This is a genomic window from Pseudoalteromonas sp. NBT06-2 (assembly GCF_002276045.1).
Lineage (GTDB): Bacteria > Pseudomonadota > Gammaproteobacteria > Enterobacterales > Alteromonadaceae > Pseudoalteromonas.
The window spans coordinates 14138-31367 of sequence record NZ_NQMR01000004.1 but is presented as its reverse complement, the minus strand read 5'-3'; the positions used below and the strand labels follow the sequence as shown (position 1 = coordinate 31367).

Sequence of the window (17230 nt, the reverse complement as noted above, 5' to 3'; positions counted from 1 at the left end):
TTACATTTCAATTAATATCAATGCTTGTCTAAAGCGCTTTAAGTACCGTAACGGAAATAGCATCCGTTATTTTTGACTTAATTTTTCAATAAATAGAATGAGTACTAAGCCAAATACCATTAGTGAAAAAGCTGCTATTTGTTGGGGATCTTGTCCTGTTATGTGTAAAAAGGTATCTGGCAATATATTTTTTTGAGTTAATGGTTTAACAATACCATGTGAATTTGTATAGGTAGTCAGTACCTGTTTCCATGGCCATAATAAATTTAATGATCCAATTAAAAACCCTGATAATAATGCAAATGTAATTTGATGGTAATGGGCGAGTAACCAAGTTAATATCCGAGAAAAAGCCATTAAACCTATAATACAGCCAGTTACAAATAAGAAAATTAAATCAAATGCTAAATTATTAATGGCTGCTAAAACATGGCCATACATACCCAACAATAATAGAATAAAACTGCCTGAAATTCCTGGCAAAATCATTGCACAGATAGCAATCGAACCTGCTAAAGTATATAACCACCATTGTGGATTAGCCTCTGATGGACTTAAAGTGGTAATAATAAAGGCTAAAGCAGCACCTAATAGACAGCTTGATATTGTTTTTATATTCCAAACTGCAACTTGTTTTACGATATGAATAAATGAAGCGATTATTAATCCAAAGAAAAATGACCATACATAGATAGGATGGTTAGTTAACACATAGGTAATTATTTTTGCCAGTGAAACACCACTTGTAATTAAGCCGGCAAAAACAGCTAGCAAAAAATTACCATCTATATGCAGCCATAGTGCTTTAATATTATTTTTAAAACTGCCTTTTTGAAATAATATTTTAGTAGCGTCTATATTAATACTTTGAATAGCGTTAAGTAGTCTTTGATATATTCCTGTGATGAAGGCTATTGTGCCACCGGATACACCTGGAATGACATCAGCGGCACCCATCCCTACACCCTTAAAAAATAATAATAAATGGTCTTTTTTTGTTTGTTTACTGGCTGACATGTTTATGTAAAAATCCTTATGCAAAAAATTAGAGGGGCAAACAGCATTCTACCAGATTACATTCTTTTATAACTGTAAAAATTTAAATGCTTTTGTATCTAATTAAAATTTATTTCACTCTCAATTATTTGCATTACGCTTAAAATTACGTTAGCTTGCAAAGCTTTATAATTGTTAAGTCGTATCGCTTATTAGGCGCTTAATATTGGGTACTCTTTTTAAATAAAAATAAAAATAAAAATAAAAATTAAGTAGAATTTATATGGATTGGATAACTGTTTTACCACCATTAGTGGCTATCACGATTGTTTTGTGGAAAAAAGAAGTCATTTTGGCTTTATTGATGGCTATTTTCACATCAGAATTATTGTTAGCTTTTAAAGACCCACATCAAACATTAATTATGGGAGGCATCACCTCTATTGAACGTATAACTGCTGTTTTTAGTGATCCTGGTAATACTAGAATTCTTATTTTTAGCCTCTTAGTTGGCACTCTTTTAGCTTACATCAGGCATTCTGGTGGTGTAACTGCAACCGTTGAAATGCTGATGAAAAAAGGTGTTGCTAAAACACCTCGTCAAGTTGGTTTAATGACAACTTTTACAGGTATGTTTATTTTTATAGAATCAAATTTAAGTGTTTTGACATCAGGTATTCTTTCTAGAGGACTATTTGATAGATTTGGCATGAGCCGAGCAAGGTTAGCTTATATAATAGATAGTACGGCAGCACCTATTTGTATTTTAGTGCTATTAAATGGTTGGGGAGCATATGTATTAGCACTACTCAGCGGTTATGAATTTAATGAATCTGCAGCTTCTGTTTTATGGGGAACAATAATTTATAATTTCTACCCACTAATAGCGATAGCACTCGTTATGTTTACCGTAGTATCTGGTAAGGTATTTGGGCCTATGAAATATAGCGAAATTAAAAGTGAAGTAAATACAAAACATGAACATGAATTTCAACCGACTAAAGCACGTTTTATGTTACTACCGCTGGGCACTATGATTTGTGGCATGGTTGCTTTTATGTTTTATACAGGAAATGGCGATTTAGCTTCTGGTAGTGGTTCTAAGTCCATATTATGGGCTACAGGCCTTGGATGTTTTGTTGCTTATATTATGATGATACTTACTAAAAAATTCTCACATCAACAGCTTGTAAAAATAGGTTTTGGAGGCATGTCAGAATTATTGCCCCTGGTAACGATTGTACTTTTCTCTCTTGCTTTAGGTGCAAGTTTAAAAGAGCTAGGTACAGGCACTTTTATTGCGGGCATTGTCGGGGAATTTTTACCTGTCTTCTTAATACCTGTGGTACTCTTTATTGCAGGGGCAATAATCGCTTTTACAACAGGTACCTCCTGGGGCACGTTTGCAATATTAATACCTTTAGCTGTGCCATTAATTCAAACTTTAGGTTTACCACCTTCTTTGATCATCGCTGCTGTTTTAGGTGGCGGTATTTTTGGTGATCATTGTTCTCCAATTTCTGATACCACAGCTGTTTCTGCTATTGCTTCAGGGTGTGATTTATTAGAGCATGTTAAAACACAATTACCATATGCCTTATTTGGTGGTCTAATTACATGTATTGCTTACATCATTGCTGGATTATTAATGTAAGTCTAAAATATTATAATATTAAACAAAAAAGGAGAAGCGTATGTTTCTCCTTTTTTAGTAACTATTTTGATAATTTTAATTTTAATTTTTGCTTTTTAGTACTTTTACGAACGCCAGAAATTTTATTTCTGTTCATGATTCGAGCTTCACCAGCAGCTTGAGAACTTACGTTATTAGTACGACCACCACGTTTTAAATGATTTGGTTTGTTATGAAGACGTTTAACTAGCGCATCTCGGTTACTCACTTCGTATCCAGAAACGTAAATACGACGAATTTTTGTACCAATTAGCGTTTCAATTTCTTCAAGTGTTTCCTCTTCTTCACGACTTACAAAAGAGACTGCCTGTCCAGATTTACCTGCACGTCCTGTTCTACCAATACGGTGAACATAATCTTCAGCTAACCATGGTAAATCAATATTAATTACACGTTCTAAGCCTTCAATGTCAATACCTCGAGCTGCCACTTCTGTTGCAATTAATACGCGGATTTTACCTTCTTTAAACTCACGAAGTGCGCGTCTTCTATTTCCTTGTGTTTTATCACCGTGGCAAACACTGGCTTTAATACCATCTAAATTTAATTCTTTCACTAAGTCATTTGCTGTTTCTTTAAAGTTGACAAATACTAAAACCTGTTGCCAATTTTTTGTGCCTATTAACTCTGATAAAAGCGCTTGCTTTTTACGTTGTTCTACTGGGTATACAACATGCTGTACTGTATCTGCTGTTGCATTATCTTTAGAGGCTTGAACAATTTTCGGGTTTTTAAGTACCGAAGTAGAAAACTTCTTCATGGTATTTGGATAAGTAGCTGAGAATAATAATGTTTGGCGATCTGACTTAGAGGCTTCCATTAATGTATTTATTTCTGCAATAAAGCCCATATCCAACATACGGTCGGCTTCATCTAAAACTAAAAATTCAACGTTAGAAATACTCACATTACAAGAATTAATATGATCCAATAACCTACCTGGCGTTGCTACAATAACATCAACACCTTGTTTTAACTTTTTAGCTTGAGTATTAATATCTACTCCGCCAAAAACAGCAGCAACCTTTAAGTCCATAAACTGACCATATTTCTCGAAGCTTTTTGCAATTTGTTCAGCTAACTCTCTTGTTGGCGCTAATACTAATACACGGGCATTAGCCGTAACACGCTCTTTAGGTGTATCAAAGATTTTTTGTAATATAGGTAGAGCAAAAGCTGCTGTTTTACCTGTACCAGTTTGTGCATTTGCTAATACATCGTGACCTTTGCGTACCAAAGGGATAGCAAGTCTCTGTATTGGGGATAGCTCTTGATAACCACACTCTTCGATGGCACGTAAAATTTCTGGTGCAAAGCTAAAAGATTTAAAATTCATGCTATGTTTCTCACTAATGACACAGGTATAAAATTGTTCGCGATTATACTTTAATAAGCTATAAATGTCCTCTTGATATTTTTTGACATTGCCCATTAAAAGAAATGGCATTCTGGAATATTTTCTAAATCTTTTTTTTAATGCATAGTTACGTTTTTCAAAGTTAATTTGTAACTAAACGAGTTCATTATTTTAGACATGAAAATAGCAACTGTTTTTTTGAAATCAATTTTAGTTACTTATAGTTAACATGTGTAGAATCGCAAGTATAGATGCCTATAATTCTTATTTTAATTGTAATATTAATGTAATAAACGTTGAATCCAATATACTTTTAAATTAGAGTATATTCCGTTTTTTACATATATCAATTAGTTATATGTATGACTTTATTTAATACAATAGATTATAAAAATTCATGAAAAAAATTATATTTTACTCTACGTTTCTTGGATCTTGCTTAAATACTGTAAATGCAACTGATCTTTCAACACCTGAACATTTGGTTACTACAAACGTGGGAATTACAAGTAATTATCTATGGCGAGGCATTACTCAAACGGATAAAAAACTGGGCGTTTCTGCTGGTGCTGACTACAATCATCAATCAGGATTTTATGCCGGCACATGGCTTTCTAACGTTGATTTTAATGATGATACGGATTTAGAACTTGATATGTATTCTGGTTACAGCACTCAAATTAAAGGTGCGGATGTCGATTTTGGCTATATTTATTATGGTTACCAAGGAGGTAAAGATAATCATTTTAGTGAAGCTTATATTAAAGTGAGTTTTGATGGCCTAAATTTAGGAATTTCAACTTTAGTTGATAGTCAGTGGGAAGATAATTTTTCGGAACTCACATATTTTGAAGGTAACTATACATTTGAGTTGCCAAAAAACTTATCTTTTGGCCTACACGCTGGCTTTTACGATTTAAATGATGCTAGAAATTACAGAGACTTTGGTATTGCATTGTCGCATATCAGTGGATTAAGTCTTATGGTAACCACATTAGACGGTAATCAAGCATTAGAAGATGAACTTATCTCTATTTCTTACAACCGCAGTTTTGACCTTTAAACAATATTACTAATCACTCTAAGTCATTTAGATTGTCTAAATGGCTTTTTCAATTGCTATTGGAACAGTAATGAAACTTAAATCTAAATTAATATTTCAAGCTATATTTTTAGCATTAGTGCCAGCTCTGGTAACAACTCTAATTATCACTCTTGAAGCAAATCAAGCGTCATTTGATGCCTTAGAAAATAAAACAAAAGAAAGATTGGTATCTTTACGTGAATTAAAGAAAACACAAATTGAGTCTTATTTTGATACAATAAACTCACAAATTATTAGCATGTCAAAAAACCCTGCTGTTATTGACGCATCAAGTGGTTTTATATCCAGCTATAATCAAGAAAACATAGCTTCAAATGCTACAACAAATAAAAGTGACTTATCTCTATATTATCAATCTGATTTTACACAAGTATTTAAGAATAAAAATCCAAATTCAAAGATAAATGCAGATTCTAAATTATCTCAATTAAGTGATCGAAGTGTACATTTTCAAAATAAATATATTTCATCTAATCAATTTCCGTTGGGTAGTAAAGATCAGTTAAATTCGGCTGGAAATACGCCTTATGATTTAACACATGAAAAGTATCATAGTATGTTTCGTGATTTCTTAAACTTATTTGGTTATTACGATATCTTTATCGCGGATGCTGACACAGGTAATATTGTTTATTCGGTTTATAAAGAATTAGATTTTGCTACATCGTTAAAACAAGGTCCTTATTCAAATTCAGGTATTGCTGATGCATTTAGACAATCAGTTGGATCGTTTGATGTAAACCATACTGCATTGGTTGATTTCAAAAATTATTTTCCTTCATATAACTTCCCTGCTTCTTTTATATCATCTCCCATTAAAAATGAATTAGGTGAAACCATTGCCGTACTTATTTATCAAATGCCAATTGATGGCATTAATAATACCATGACAAACAAACAAAAATGGCAAGATGTTGGTTTAGGCTTATCTGGTGAAACTTATCTTGTAGGGCAAGATAAGTTACTTAGAAGTGAAAGTCGTTTTTTAATTCAAGATAAATCAAATTATATTAAAGCGTTAAAAGCCTCTTCTCAACAGCCAAATATCAATAAAATCCAATCCAATGACTCTGCAATTGGTTTACAGTTTGTTAATACAAGTGGCGTGTCTCAAGCATTGCAAGGTATAGAGGGAGTCGATATATTTATCGATTACAGGAATATACCGGTTTTATCCGCTTATACTTCAATTAATTTTGGTCAATTAAAATGGGCATTGATGGCCGAAATTGATGTAGACGAAGCATTCGCTGATGCATATAAATTGTCTGACGATTTATTTTTCTATTCAGTACTTTGTTTAATTGTTATTGCGATATTAAGTATTCTAATTGGTTTATATATTACAAAAATTCTAGTTTCTCCAATTAACCTACTAGTTGATCGAATTACAGATATTTCTGAAGGAGAAGGCGATTTAACTGCTTCATTATGTCTTGCAGAACGTAAAGACGAAATTGGTGATGTCGGTAAAGCATTTAATAAATTTGTTGCGCATATTCGAAACGTAATTATTGATATAGATAAACATGCAGGTCAACTTGCCTCGGCATCTGAAGAGTTGTCATGCGTAACAAAAGAAACAAATGAAATTGTTACTTTACAAAAATACAAAACAGATCAAACATCTAAATCTATGGTTAATTTCAGTAGTAGTATTACCGAAATAGCAATGAATACAGAGCAAACAGCGAGCTTGACTGATCGTGCAAATCAAGAATCCATTAATGGTGCACAAGTTGCCAGAGATTCGCAAGTCGCAATTAATAACTTAGTTGGTTCAGTTGAGCGCGCTTCTACTGAACTAAAAGAGTTGGAAGTCCAAATTTATGATATTAGTAGTATTTTAGGTGTCATTGATAGCATAGCAGACCAAACAAACTTACTTGCACTAAATGCAGCGATAGAAGCTGCTAGGGCTGGTGAGTCTGGACGAGGCTTTGCAGTGGTAGCTGATGAAGTTAGAATGTTAGCTGGTAAAACGCAACAATCTACAATTGAGATTCAAAATAAAATATCGGCACTTAAAAAATCTTCTAATAGCTCTGTAACGGCTATGAATAACGCATTTCAGCAGGCGATTGATGGCATTTCTTTAGTAAAAGATACTACGAGTAGCTTACGTTTAGTGACTGACTTAGTATCTGATGTAAGTACACAAAATGCTGGAAATGCAACTGTTGCGAGTAAACAAAATGCGAATGTTGAAGAGGTTCATAATAATATTATTGAGATCTCTCGTTATACTGAAAATACTGCCGGTGCCTCGTTACAAACAGCGCAAGCATCTGATGAGTTAGCAAAATTAGCTATTAATATGTCAAGTATTGTTAGGCAGTTTAAATACTAATGATAAATGTAACCGTTTGAATAAAAAGCCCTGCAATATCGCAGTTTTTTTTATATATACCCAAACCACCTCAAAATACAGGATTCAGTTGGAATTAGAATCGCTTTAGATAAGGCATTGATTGCAGAGAATGGTTATTCCCTTTACAAAATCAATAACGCAGTATAAATCGATTCTAAACCAACCGTACCGGGGCTTCTGAGCAAGTCATGCTTGTTGTTGCATCTTCTTTTAAGGGAGTGACCATTAGTACAAAGATACGCCTAAATCATGAATTGCTCAGCAGTCCTGAAACTCGCATTTTGAAGTGGTTTGGGTATATTGCCTTTTAGTAATGTTCCTTTCTATTTTTTACTTTGTTGGTGTGGTGACTTCTTTTTACTTTCGATCTAGAACTTCTTGTTTGATTATTCATTTTTTTTGTAACTTTTACTTTGGATGACTTATAGTTGCTGGCTGCTATATGGTTTTGTTTTTTCATATGCTTTATAAGTTTACTATTTTTTGAATTTTTATTATTTTTAACTTGAATATGTTTAGTGTTGGCTTTGGTAACCTTTTTAGTATGACGTTTATCTGCTTTGTAAGATGTGTTGTGTTTATTTATTACAACATTGTTTTTATAAGTTCTTTGATTTACTAATTTTTTAACAACTTTACTTTGTGAAACTGAAGCACGCGATGTTTTATATTTTTGGTTTACCTTTACTGAGCGATAAGCAACATTGTGCCTATGTTTTGGGTTATGGTGCCAACGTTTTGGTTTTACGATTGTGATATTGTGATGAGTTCTTGGGTATTTTTGTCTAATAATCACATGACGATTATGCCAATGAAATGTTGTAAAAAAATGATTGAATGAAATATGAACCCTTGGGTACCAAGAAAATACATTGTGGTGATAGAAATTATGGTGGTTTGAATGATGCCAATATACTGGTGGGTGATGCGACCAATGCCAATCTCCATATACAACACGAGTATCATAGTATGGAACGTATATCACTTGCCTTTCTATTGATTGGATCACAATATTATCGTTGTTCTGGCTGATTTGAACATTGTCCATTTGAGACAAGTTACCCGCTTGTTTAGCCTTATGACGTAAAGTCTGAATACTGGCTAGTAATGCTGTTTCGTCTTGTAGAAATGCATCACCTAAATTTTGCGTCCATTGTAAGTCTTCATTTAATTTGTCAATGATTTTAGGAAATGGAATTAACGCTTTTATACTGGGATCCCATATTTGACTATCCAATGCAGGGCGAGAATATTCATCTGTTATTTGCCACCTGTGTGCTTGTACAATTTCAAGTGGGTAAGTTGATGCAATAAGTATATGCGTTAATAAACTATCGGGATATAAAGCAATCGGGGCAAGCATTTGAGCCAATTCTGCTTCATTAAACTTCTTTTGTTGGTCATCATTTGAATAGCTCGATAAAGAAGTTAATCCAACTAAAATACACATGATAAATCTAATTATTATATTTTTCATTTTAGCTTACTCTTTTGGGAATATATTACCTTTATTAAAGAGCATGCTAACTGAATCTAATATGAATAATGTGCAGTGTTAGCATTAATAAAATATAAATGCCTTCTTTTTAGAAGGCATTTATCACTTTATATAGATTTTACTATAAGTATATACCCAAGCCATTTGATAATACTTGTTTTAGAATTTATCAGGTGAGTTAGCACAAGGCACATCATTTTAGGAATGCTTACTGCCTTTAAAACTGATGTAACGTAGTGATTACTTACCTGATAAACTCCCGCTGAAATCATGTATTTCCAAGTTACTTGGGTATATTAGCAAATAATGAATTCATCATCGGACAAAAGTTGTAGTTTATCGCCTACTAAATCAGACTCATTGATATTTGACATTAATGCTAAGCCTGTTTCTCTTTGAGCAAGAGTTAATGGCATATATGGCAATCTAAAGACAGGATTAATTGCTGAAGCCATGGCCATTGCAGTATTAATAGCAATTGGATTTGGTTCGCAAAATAACCAGTTCATCAAAGGTATTAATTGTTCATTTAATTTATCATTCTGTTTATCCATTAACTTACGCATCAAGGATGGTGATAAATTTGATGTTACTGATATAACACCGTGAGAATTAAATAAATGACGAGCATCATGACATTCATCATCATTACCTGACCAGCATGCTATTCCTTTGCTTTCATATGCAGCAATACGTTCATTACCTGCACATTCTTTTACGCCAATAAAGTTTTCATGTTGTGCTAATGGTTCAATGATTTCAGGTGTTAAGTCCTGGCCTGTACGACCAGGTACGTTGTAAATAAAAGCAGGACCTAAAGTTAATAGTCTTTTAAAGTGTTCTTGAACACCCCTATTTGATGTACGTCCATAATAAGGATTTATTTGAAGAGATGCATGCATGCCAGTTGCAAAACCATATTCAGTGGCTTTAATTGCCTCTCTGGTATTATTACTGCCTGTATTACCAATTATAATAAGTTTGTCTGAAAATAAAGTAACAGTATGGGCTATTAACATTAGATGCTCTTCCCAGTTCATTAACTGGCCTTCACCTGTAGTGCCACCAACAACGATACCTTCTACGCCATGGTCTATTTGATCATTGACTAATGCGTCGAAAGTTTTTAGGTCAATATTACCATTGCTTAAATACGGAGTTTTTATCGCTGTGATAAGACTTGCTTGTTTGATTTGTTCTATAGAGCGCATCAGCATAATTTGATTATTAAATAATTTACCCATTTGTACCATATTTTGCTTAAAATTTGCATCTTTCAAAGCATTTTTATTACGTTTTTTTGTTATTGATAATATAAAGTGATAAATATCTCCTTGAAATAATTATTTATATCTTGCATTATATAAGTACTGTATAAATCAACAGTGGTTAATTATGAGTTTATTTGAATACTTATCATCATATTATTACGATCAAAACCAAGTGCTAGAGTCTTGTTTTATTGATATTGAACAATTATCACGTTGGCAAGATATTGGCATTTTTCCTAAACCTGCATACCGACTAAACAGTCAAATAGAATGTAGTTCATATTACGGTTTGCATGAATGTAAAGAATATTGGGATTTTTACGCGAGAGGCTGTGATAAATGGGTAAAATTAATTAATAGTAAAGAAGAATGCAGTCCTTCCCAGGCATTTGAGTTATTTTTTAATAAATATTGTACTCATTTAATGTATTTACAAAATCAGGGTTTCTATTGTGAAGATGAAATATTTACAGAGCAATTACAAGAACATGTTCAAACACAGTGGCAACACTTTATTAATGGTAAATTTGGTTTAACAACACAAAATGGCTATATTGAAGAGATAGTTGAAGCTGAAGTTGGCATGATGATCATTATGAATACCACACAGTGCCATAGTGTGGATGAACTCACTAATGATGATAAAACTGGGATCAGGCAAGCAATAAAATACTTAAATAAATCATTAAGTCATTTTGCTCCGCATGAAAGAGCACAAAGTTATAGAGCAAGGTTTATTAACAAAACCATTGCTCAATATGATTTATCTATTTAAGTCATTAACTAAGTGCTTTGTTCGTACCGACCTCTGGCAATTTCAAAGGCTTTTAGAACTTGACGGTCAATATCAGACAAACTGTCTAGCCAATTATCGGCAATATCATCGTCATCATTTTCACTGATCGATTGATATTGTGCGAGTAACGAAATGACTTTGGTTAGCTTTAAGTTTTGCTGTTCTAATTTTTCAAATATATCAAGCTTAACATCATGAGACTCTATGGCTGATAAACATTCACGACTTAATTTGGTATTCATATTTGCTCACTTATCACAAACCTTCTACTATTTGTTATACCAGTGTTTCATTAATATTCCAGTATATTTAACAATATAATGTTTGATTGCTTATAAAGTGAGCGTAGTGTTCAATTAATAGTATTTTCATGTGTTTTCAAGACTAAAAACTAAAAACTAAATTCCAAATACTCGGCGGTTTATGATGTTCATGGTACTCTTTTCTTAAGTCGTCAACTCTCATTAATGTTTCTTTTGCTTGGTTGAATTGCCCTTTTGAATTTTGTTGTTCAGATAGCTCAATTTGCTTTATTACTTTATTTAAACCTTCTAGTGATATTTTCTTTTTACCATCTGTAAATTTTGCTGTTTTACTTAACCGAATAAGCTTCTTTAATTTGAATAATTGCTCAGTCAGTACAGCTTTATTTGGCGCTTTAACTGCTTTTTTAAATTCTAGTCCCATATTTTTCATATTGGCTTCAAGATCAAATTCTTTTACTTTTGGATTAGCCATTACAGCAATACTCATTAGAGTAAATATTAAAAATATAATTTTCATTTGAGAGCCTAATGTTTGAGATCCACATGAGTATACCATTTGGTAATACATTTTGAATCACTATTTTGTAAAGGGGCTTTACAAAGTTGGATTAAAAAATAGAATATTTACTCTTTAGTTGTGATCCCTTCAATATTAATGATACCAGAGCGATTTAAGGTTACTTTATACCTCTGTAGTTCTTGTTTATTATCTTTATTTGTTTGTACCATGACCAAGTTAATTTGATATCTGCGCTCTATCGCTTGTTTATTAATTTTATTACCTTCAAAGTTATATAATTTACCGTCGCCTTTCTTTAAATAACGTACAAAAGGCGCTAAGCTAAATAAAATCTGCTCTTGTATTTCGTCATATCCAGGCATAAAATCTTTTACAAGCACTTTAGTATCGCTTCTAAAGTGTAACAGCTGGGCATCTTGTTTATTTTGTTGGCGGCGGCTTTGAAAAAGTTTGTTTACTTGTTCGGGTAAATCTTTTTTTGAAATATATTCTAACCAAATAGTTTGCACTGCAATTTTAGTTTTTGTAGCGCTATTTGTGAAGATATTTTGCCATTTGGGCCTGCCCTTTTTCAAATAATTCCAAATAAGCGTTGTGATATCATCTTTAAATATTTCTCGTAAGCCGTAAATAAAACCAAGAAATGATACTAATAATAATGTGATTTCAGTAAATGTAGAACGGGCACGTAAAATCAACATCATAACAAATGCCATGATCACAGCAGTCACTAAGCCTCTGACTACCTTTTTGTAGTTTATATTAAGTCTTCTGTTTTCTTTTTTAAATACAACGCCATATTCAATTAGTCTTTGTAATAACCTCATTTTATTTGAAATCCGATTGGGATCTTCTATCGTCGTAGTTGAATTATACTGGTTTGTAGTTCGATATTGATTTTCAGTACGGCACACTTCAAACAGCTTGTCTCTTATCTCAGCATATTCACTACTTTTAGGGCCATTGGTTAACAACTTCAAAAATGATTGTTCAACATTCCAGCTTAAATAATTATCAGCATTTTCAAAGTAAGAACTGAGTTTTTTATCTGGCGGGGTATACCGACGTAATTTTTTAAGTAAAGAAGTAATTTGTTCTGCAATTTCATCTGCTTTGGCATAAAACTCAGCTACATCTTTAAGTAATAAAGTTTGCTTAATATCTGTTTTGAGCGCAATTCGAATTTGATATGAAAAAAGGTTTAGGTTTACACGGTAATCTGTTTGTTCACCTTTTTGTTTAGAGATAAAACGGCTTCGCACTAAAGGTAAGTGTAATTGGTCAGAGTAATAAGCACTTCGGGTGTTAATACTGCTATGAAAAAAAATTTCTTCGGATAAGGTGTGTGGATTTATACCCATCTCAACCGGAATTGAGAAATAAAGGTCTAGTCTTTGATGTGCTTGAGGTAATAATTGGTGGCTAATAGCAAAAGAAAGATTTTCTTCTTGATTTAAAGTCGTTTTATTCACTCGTATATTTACCCCAGTCTAAAGACTAATATAATGCTATTTACATATACCCATATTACTTCAAAATACATGTTTCAGAGTTATCTGAGCGAGCCCAATTCAAGGTGTGTTGATGAAGGAATGTAGGCACCTTTCAAACCAATGCAACGATATAGTGGGTTTGCTCAAAAACGCCGTCTCGGCGAGTTTAAACAGGATTTATGCTGCGTTATTAATTTTGATACAGGAACAACCATTATCTTCAATTAATGCCTTACCTAAATTCTGTTTAATTCTCGTTGAAATCGCGCATTTTGAGGTGTCATGGGTATATATAGTCTAGCTTATCAACCAGTTGTTATAAAGATTTTAATTAACTTGAATAATACGTTTTAGATCATCCATAGATGGTGCAAACCAATATGAACCAGTTTGCGCGCTCGAGAATTCAATTAATTTGTCGTGAATGCCATCATCAGTTAAACCATACATACGGTTTAGTTGACTTGTAAATCGTTGCATTTCACATGCAAAAGATAAAAAATACAACCCACTTTCAGACGTATTACCAAAAGGTGCGCTTCTACGATATATTTTCATCGCTTCACCATTAACTTTCACGTCTGTTCGGCTAACATGTGAGTTGATTGGCATATCATTACCTTCAAGTTCGATAGAGTCTATTTTGGTACGCCCTACTACTTGTTCTTGTTCTGTTATTGGCATTTTATTGAATTTGGGTAAATTATGACACCACTTTTGTGTGAGCATATAACTACCACCTGCATATTCTTTACCTTGTGGAATTAAAGCGACTTGATGTTGCTCTGGTAATTTGGGATTAGCTGAGCCGTCAACAAAACCAATTAAATCTCTATCATCATGGTAAGTAAAACCATGCAAGTCAAGCGCTGCAATAGAGATTGACTTCATCGAATTATGAATTGTCATCATAGCATCAAAGTTTTTACCGATATTTTGACTGTGGATCCAAAATAGGACATCTCTTTGGGTTCCTTTTGCACAAAATTCTTTAACGCCTTTAATTGTTTTAAACTCTTCTAGTTCTAGGCTGATTGAACTTGCTTCTAATTTATTAATTAAAGATTTACCAAAAGCGATTACAATATTTACATCGTTTGCAATATCGAGTGCTTTAGCAAGCTGTTGTTTGATTTCAGCTAAAGGTAAGCCGTGGTTAATTTGGTATTCGAGAAAATAGAATTGGTTACTGGTTTCTACAAAAATGCCAGGTTGAGGTATAGACATAAAGGCCCCTGTCAAAATTTAGGTAATAAAATAACAGGATATATGAATATTTTAATAAATATAGACTTCTGCGTTATAATTAATGTAATTTTTTAGTAGATTACAAATAAAAAAAGCCTTGTTATTCCATTAACAAGACTCCACGCTAGTTTTTTATCATCTCTAATGTCAAATAAAAACGTCACTGGGTTAAAGTGACATTTTGTTGCATTGTTGATTTTGAGGCTTTATGCTATTTTACGTTTTATTTCGGTTGTATCTGTATTGAGTAAGTTCATATCAAAATCAAACTCGTCTACACGAATAGCAAGCTCACGCTTAATATTGTAATCAAGTAGTTTTTTCAATTCATCAGCCGTAATAATATTGGCGGTAAATGCATTATTTAACGTATCTGGAAATCTAATACCCGATTTAAATACTTTCCCACGCAGACCTTTTTTAATTTTTGTTAATAAATCTAAACACTCTAGCTTAGCTTTATATGCATTTTCATTAATTTCATGGCCGCTGTTTGGTGTTACTTTTACTAAATGTGTTAGTTGTTTTTTAATTTGTGTATCAAGCTGTGCTTGTTTTGCTAATTCACGTATTAAGTCATCGCTGATTTTTGGCATCTTTTCATTGTAAGTAAGCGTTAGTAACTTCATTGCATGCTTAGTGACTTTTGAAGGGAAGTTATCTAAGAATTTAAACAATGCTTGCTCAGCCTGTAATAATGACCAACGAGTTGCATAATGAAAGTAAGATTTTGCTTGCTCTTTATCTTGGTTTGCTACTTTTTGCTCGTAATATCTGATAGAAGCCATAGCTGCATATAAGTAACTCATTACATCTCCTAGGCGAGCAGATAACATTTCAGCTTGTTTTAATTTACCGCCTAGCACTAACAAAGAAAAATCAGCGTAAACAGCCAGTTTAGAAGCCAGTTTGTTTATGGCTTTTTCGTATGGACGTACTTCAGCAAAATTTGAATTTGCACTCGCCATAAAAGGCATTAAACCTAAACTAAAAGCACGTAAGCTGTTTGATACACTGTAGCCAACAGTATTCAATAATATTTTATTAAATTTCTTGTCTGATCCTTTATTCTCACTATGAATTGTTTCTACCATATTTTGTAAATATGGATGACATCGCATTACGCCTTGACCAAAAATCATTAAGTTACGTGTTAAGATATTAGCACCTTCAACAGTAATACCAATTGGTTGTGCAATATAGCCTTGTGCTAAGGTATTTTGTGGTCCACATTGAATTGCTTTACCCGCTTGGATATCCATTGCTGAATTTAAGACATCACGACCAATTTCTGTCATGTGATATTTAGCAATTGCAGTCACTATAGCTGGTTTTAATCCCATGCCTAAGCCTTCAGTTGTTAATACGCGCATAGATTCTTGTAAAAATGCTTTTCCGGCAATATCAGCTAGCTTTTCTTGAATACCTTCAAATTGACCGATTGATAAGCCAAATTGTTCACGTACCGCGCAGTATTCTGCTGCACTTTTAAAAGATACTTGCGCTGTTGATGCACCCATCGCAGGTAATGAAATACCACGGCCTGCACCTAAACAACTGACTAGCATTTTCCATCCATTACCGATATTGCTTTGACCACCAATTATAAATTCCATTGGGATAAATACTTTATCGCCTCGAGTTGTACCATTATAAAAGTTCACGCCCATTGGCTTATGGCGATTACCTAGTTCAACACCTTGATGATCATGTGGGATCAACGCACATGTAATACCTAAGTTTTGATCTGAACTTAATAAGTTTTGTGGATCTTTTACTTTAAAAGCTAACCCTAAGACTGTCGCAATAGGTGCTAATGTAATGTAGCGTTTATCCCAAGTCACTTCTAGACCTAATACCTGTTTACCCTGATACTCACCCATGGTAACGAGACCTTCATCAGGAATACCACCGGCATCAGAGCCTGCTTCTGGGCTAGTAAGTGCAAAACATGGAATATCTGTACCATCAGCTAAACGAGGTAGCCAAAATGCACGTTGCTCGTCTGTACCATAGTGCATTAATAACTCACCTGGACCTAATGAGTTAGGCACCATGACAGTTACAGCTACACCTGAACTTTTAGTAGAAATAGTGCCTACAATTGTTGAGTTTGCGTATGGGCTAAACTCACGACCGCCATATGCTTTAGGGATAATAAGAGAAAAGAAGCGCTCTTTTTTAAGGAAATTTAATATTTTTTCTGGAAGATGAATGCTGTTTTGAATTTCAAAATCATCAATCATATCGATTAGTTCAGCAACAGGACCGTCTAAAAAAGCTTGTTCTTCATAGGTTAATTTCGCAACTGGAATTGATCTTAGACCATTAAAATCAGGTTTACCTTGATAAATACCAGTTTCTAACCACACATCACCTGCATCTAATGCTTCTTGTTCTGTTGTTGAAATTGTAGGTAATACTTTTCTTAATGTTGTTCTAAGGCTCATAACTCACTCATCTGACCAGTTTAATTATCCCTATTACGTCATAAAAATGGATTTAGATCAATTACTCTATTCATTTTTTTTTACAAAAAATCATAATTTTATTTTTTTTATATGTATATTCCTTTTATTTCAGTAGGTTGAGTTTAAGACTATAATATCGCTTGTT

At 33.2% G+C, this 17230-nt stretch carries 14 protein-coding genes; 5 read left to right on the top strand and 9 right to left on the bottom strand.

Annotation, left to right across the window (positions count from 1 at the left end):
- Positions 1-66: 66 nt before the first annotated feature.
- Positions 67-1017 (bottom strand): DUF368 domain-containing protein, encoded by a 951-nt coding sequence (locus tag CJF42_RS01155; protein WP_095364907.1) that lies wholly within the window; start codon positions 1015-1017, stop codon positions 67-69.
- Between the two features lie 262 nt (positions 1018-1279).
- Between CJF42_RS01155 and CJF42_RS01150 the strand changes: the two genes are divergently transcribed.
- Complete coding sequence (locus tag CJF42_RS01150) at positions 1280-2650, top strand: Na+/H+ antiporter NhaC family protein (RefSeq protein ID WP_095364906.1); 1371 nt, start codon at positions 1280-1282, stop codon at positions 2648-2650.
- 61 nt (positions 2651-2711) lie between these two features.
- Here the strand turns inward: CJF42_RS01150 and CJF42_RS01145 are convergent, their stop codons facing one another.
- Positions 2712-4025, bottom strand: a complete 1314-nt coding sequence (locus CJF42_RS01145; RefSeq protein WP_095365000.1) for a DEAD/DEAH box helicase — start codon at positions 4023-4025, stop codon at positions 2712-2714.
- A 418-nt stretch (positions 4026-4443) separates the two neighbouring features.
- On the opposite strand from CJF42_RS01145, the gene CJF42_RS01140 reads away from it, so the two are divergent.
- The 3 genes from CJF42_RS01140 to CJF42_RS28970 all read left to right on the top strand — a co-directional run bounded on the left by CJF42_RS01140 (position 4444) and on the right by CJF42_RS28970 (position 7833).
- Positions 4444-5109: a TorF family putative porin gene (locus CJF42_RS01140; RefSeq protein WP_095364905.1), complete on the top strand. Its 666-nt coding sequence runs from the start codon at positions 4444-4446 to the stop codon at positions 5107-5109.
- Positions 5110-5179: 70 nt separating this feature from the next.
- Entirely contained in the window at positions 5180-7501 is a 2322-nt protein-coding gene (locus tag CJF42_RS01135; RefSeq protein ID WP_170940424.1) for a methyl-accepting chemotaxis protein, read from the top strand.
- 209 nt (positions 7502-7710) lie between these two features.
- The gene (locus CJF42_RS28970; RefSeq protein ID WP_286203458.1) at positions 7711-7833 is read left to right on the top strand and encodes a hypothetical protein; all 123 of its coding nucleotides are present in this window, start codon (positions 7711-7713) and stop codon (positions 7831-7833) included.
- Here CJF42_RS28970 and CJF42_RS01130 read toward each other — a convergent pair.
- On the bottom strand, positions 7830-8999 hold the full coding sequence (locus tag CJF42_RS01130) for a DUF3300 domain-containing protein (protein WP_095364903.1): 1170 nt from the start codon (positions 8997-8999) through the stop codon (positions 7830-7832). The genes CJF42_RS28970 and CJF42_RS01130 overlap by 4 nt on opposite strands.
- A 317-nt stretch (positions 9000-9316) precedes the next feature.
- Positions 9317-10231, bottom strand: coding sequence for a 4-hydroxy-tetrahydrodipicolinate synthase (gene dapA / locus CJF42_RS01125; RefSeq protein ID WP_095364999.1), 915 nt, complete (start codon positions 10229-10231; stop codon positions 9317-9319).
- Between the two features lie 184 nt (positions 10232-10415).
- Between dapA and CJF42_RS01120 the strand changes: the two genes are divergently transcribed.
- Positions 10416-11066 carry a DUF6058 family natural product biosynthesis protein gene (locus CJF42_RS01120; RefSeq protein WP_095364902.1) on the top strand — a complete coding sequence of 217 codons (651 nt, stop codon included), beginning with the start codon at positions 10416-10418 and terminating at the stop codon, positions 11064-11066.
- An 8-nt stretch (positions 11067-11074) separates the two neighbouring features.
- Here CJF42_RS01120 and CJF42_RS01115 read toward each other — a convergent pair whose 3' ends face one another.
- The 5 genes from CJF42_RS01115 to CJF42_RS01090 all read right to left on the bottom strand — a co-directional run bounded on the left by CJF42_RS01115 (position 11075) and on the right by CJF42_RS01090 (position 17064).
- Positions 11075-11329, bottom strand: coding sequence for a hypothetical protein (locus tag CJF42_RS01115; RefSeq protein WP_095364901.1), 255 nt, complete (start codon positions 11327-11329; stop codon positions 11075-11077).
- Between the two features lie 142 nt (positions 11330-11471).
- The gene (locus CJF42_RS01110; RefSeq protein WP_170940423.1) at positions 11472-11870 is read right to left on the bottom strand and encodes a cytochrome b562; all 399 of its coding nucleotides are present in this window, start codon (positions 11868-11870) and stop codon (positions 11472-11474) included.
- A gap of 107 nt (positions 11871-11977) precedes the next feature.
- Positions 11978-13345, bottom strand: a complete 1368-nt coding sequence (locus CJF42_RS01105) for a hypothetical protein (RefSeq protein ID WP_095364899.1) — start codon at positions 13343-13345, stop codon at positions 11978-11980.
- Between the two features lie 348 nt (positions 13346-13693).
- On the bottom strand, positions 13694-14593 hold the full coding sequence (locus CJF42_RS01095) for a Dyp-type peroxidase (protein WP_095364897.1): 900 nt from the start codon (positions 14591-14593) through the stop codon (positions 13694-13696).
- Positions 14594-14820: 227 nt separating this feature from the next.
- Positions 14821-17064 carry an acyl-CoA dehydrogenase gene (locus CJF42_RS01090; protein WP_095364896.1) on the bottom strand — a complete coding sequence of 748 codons (2244 nt, stop codon included), beginning with the start codon at positions 17062-17064 and terminating at the stop codon, positions 14821-14823.
- Positions 17065-17230: the final 166 nt, after the last annotated feature.

Coding starts and splice junctions, on each gene's coding strand:
- CJF42_RS01155 (WP_095364907.1), bottom strand. CDS start 1,017: ATGTCAGCCAGTAAACAAACAAAAAAAGACCATTTATTATTATTTTTT.
- CJF42_RS01150 (WP_095364906.1), top strand. CDS start 1,280: ATGGATTGGATAACTGTTTTACCACCATTAGTGGCTATCACGATTGTT.
- CJF42_RS01145 (WP_095365000.1), bottom strand. CDS start 4,025: ATGAATTTTAAATCTTTTAGCTTTGCACCAGAAATTTTACGTGCCATC.
- CJF42_RS01140 (WP_095364905.1), top strand. CDS start 4,444: ATGAAAAAAATTATATTTTACTCTACGTTTCTTGGATCTTGCTTAAAT.
- CJF42_RS01135 (WP_170940424.1), top strand. CDS start 5,180: ATGAAACTTAAATCTAAATTAATATTTCAAGCTATATTTTTAGCATTA.
- CJF42_RS28970 (WP_286203458.1), top strand. CDS start 7,711: ATGCTTGTTGTTGCATCTTCTTTTAAGGGAGTGACCATTAGTACAAAG.
- CJF42_RS01130 (WP_095364903.1), bottom strand. CDS start 8,999: ATGAAAAATATAATAATTAGATTTATCATGTGTATTTTAGTTGGATTA.
- dapA (WP_095364999.1), bottom strand. CDS start 10,231: ATGCGCTCTATAGAACAAATCAAACAAGCAAGTCTTATCACAGCGATA.
- CJF42_RS01120 (WP_095364902.1), top strand. CDS start 10,416: ATGAGTTTATTTGAATACTTATCATCATATTATTACGATCAAAACCAA.
- CJF42_RS01115 (WP_095364901.1), bottom strand. CDS start 11,329: ATGAATACCAAATTAAGTCGTGAATGTTTATCAGCCATAGAGTCTCAT.
- CJF42_RS01110 (WP_170940423.1), bottom strand. CDS start 11,870: ATGAAAATTATATTTTTAATATTTACTCTAATGAGTATTGCTGTAATG.
- CJF42_RS01095 (WP_095364897.1), bottom strand. CDS start 14,593: ATGTCTATACCTCAACCTGGCATTTTTGTAGAAACCAGTAACCAATTC.
- CJF42_RS01090 (WP_095364896.1), bottom strand. CDS start 17,064: ATGAGCCTTAGAACAACATTAAGAAAAGTATTACCTACAATTTCAACA.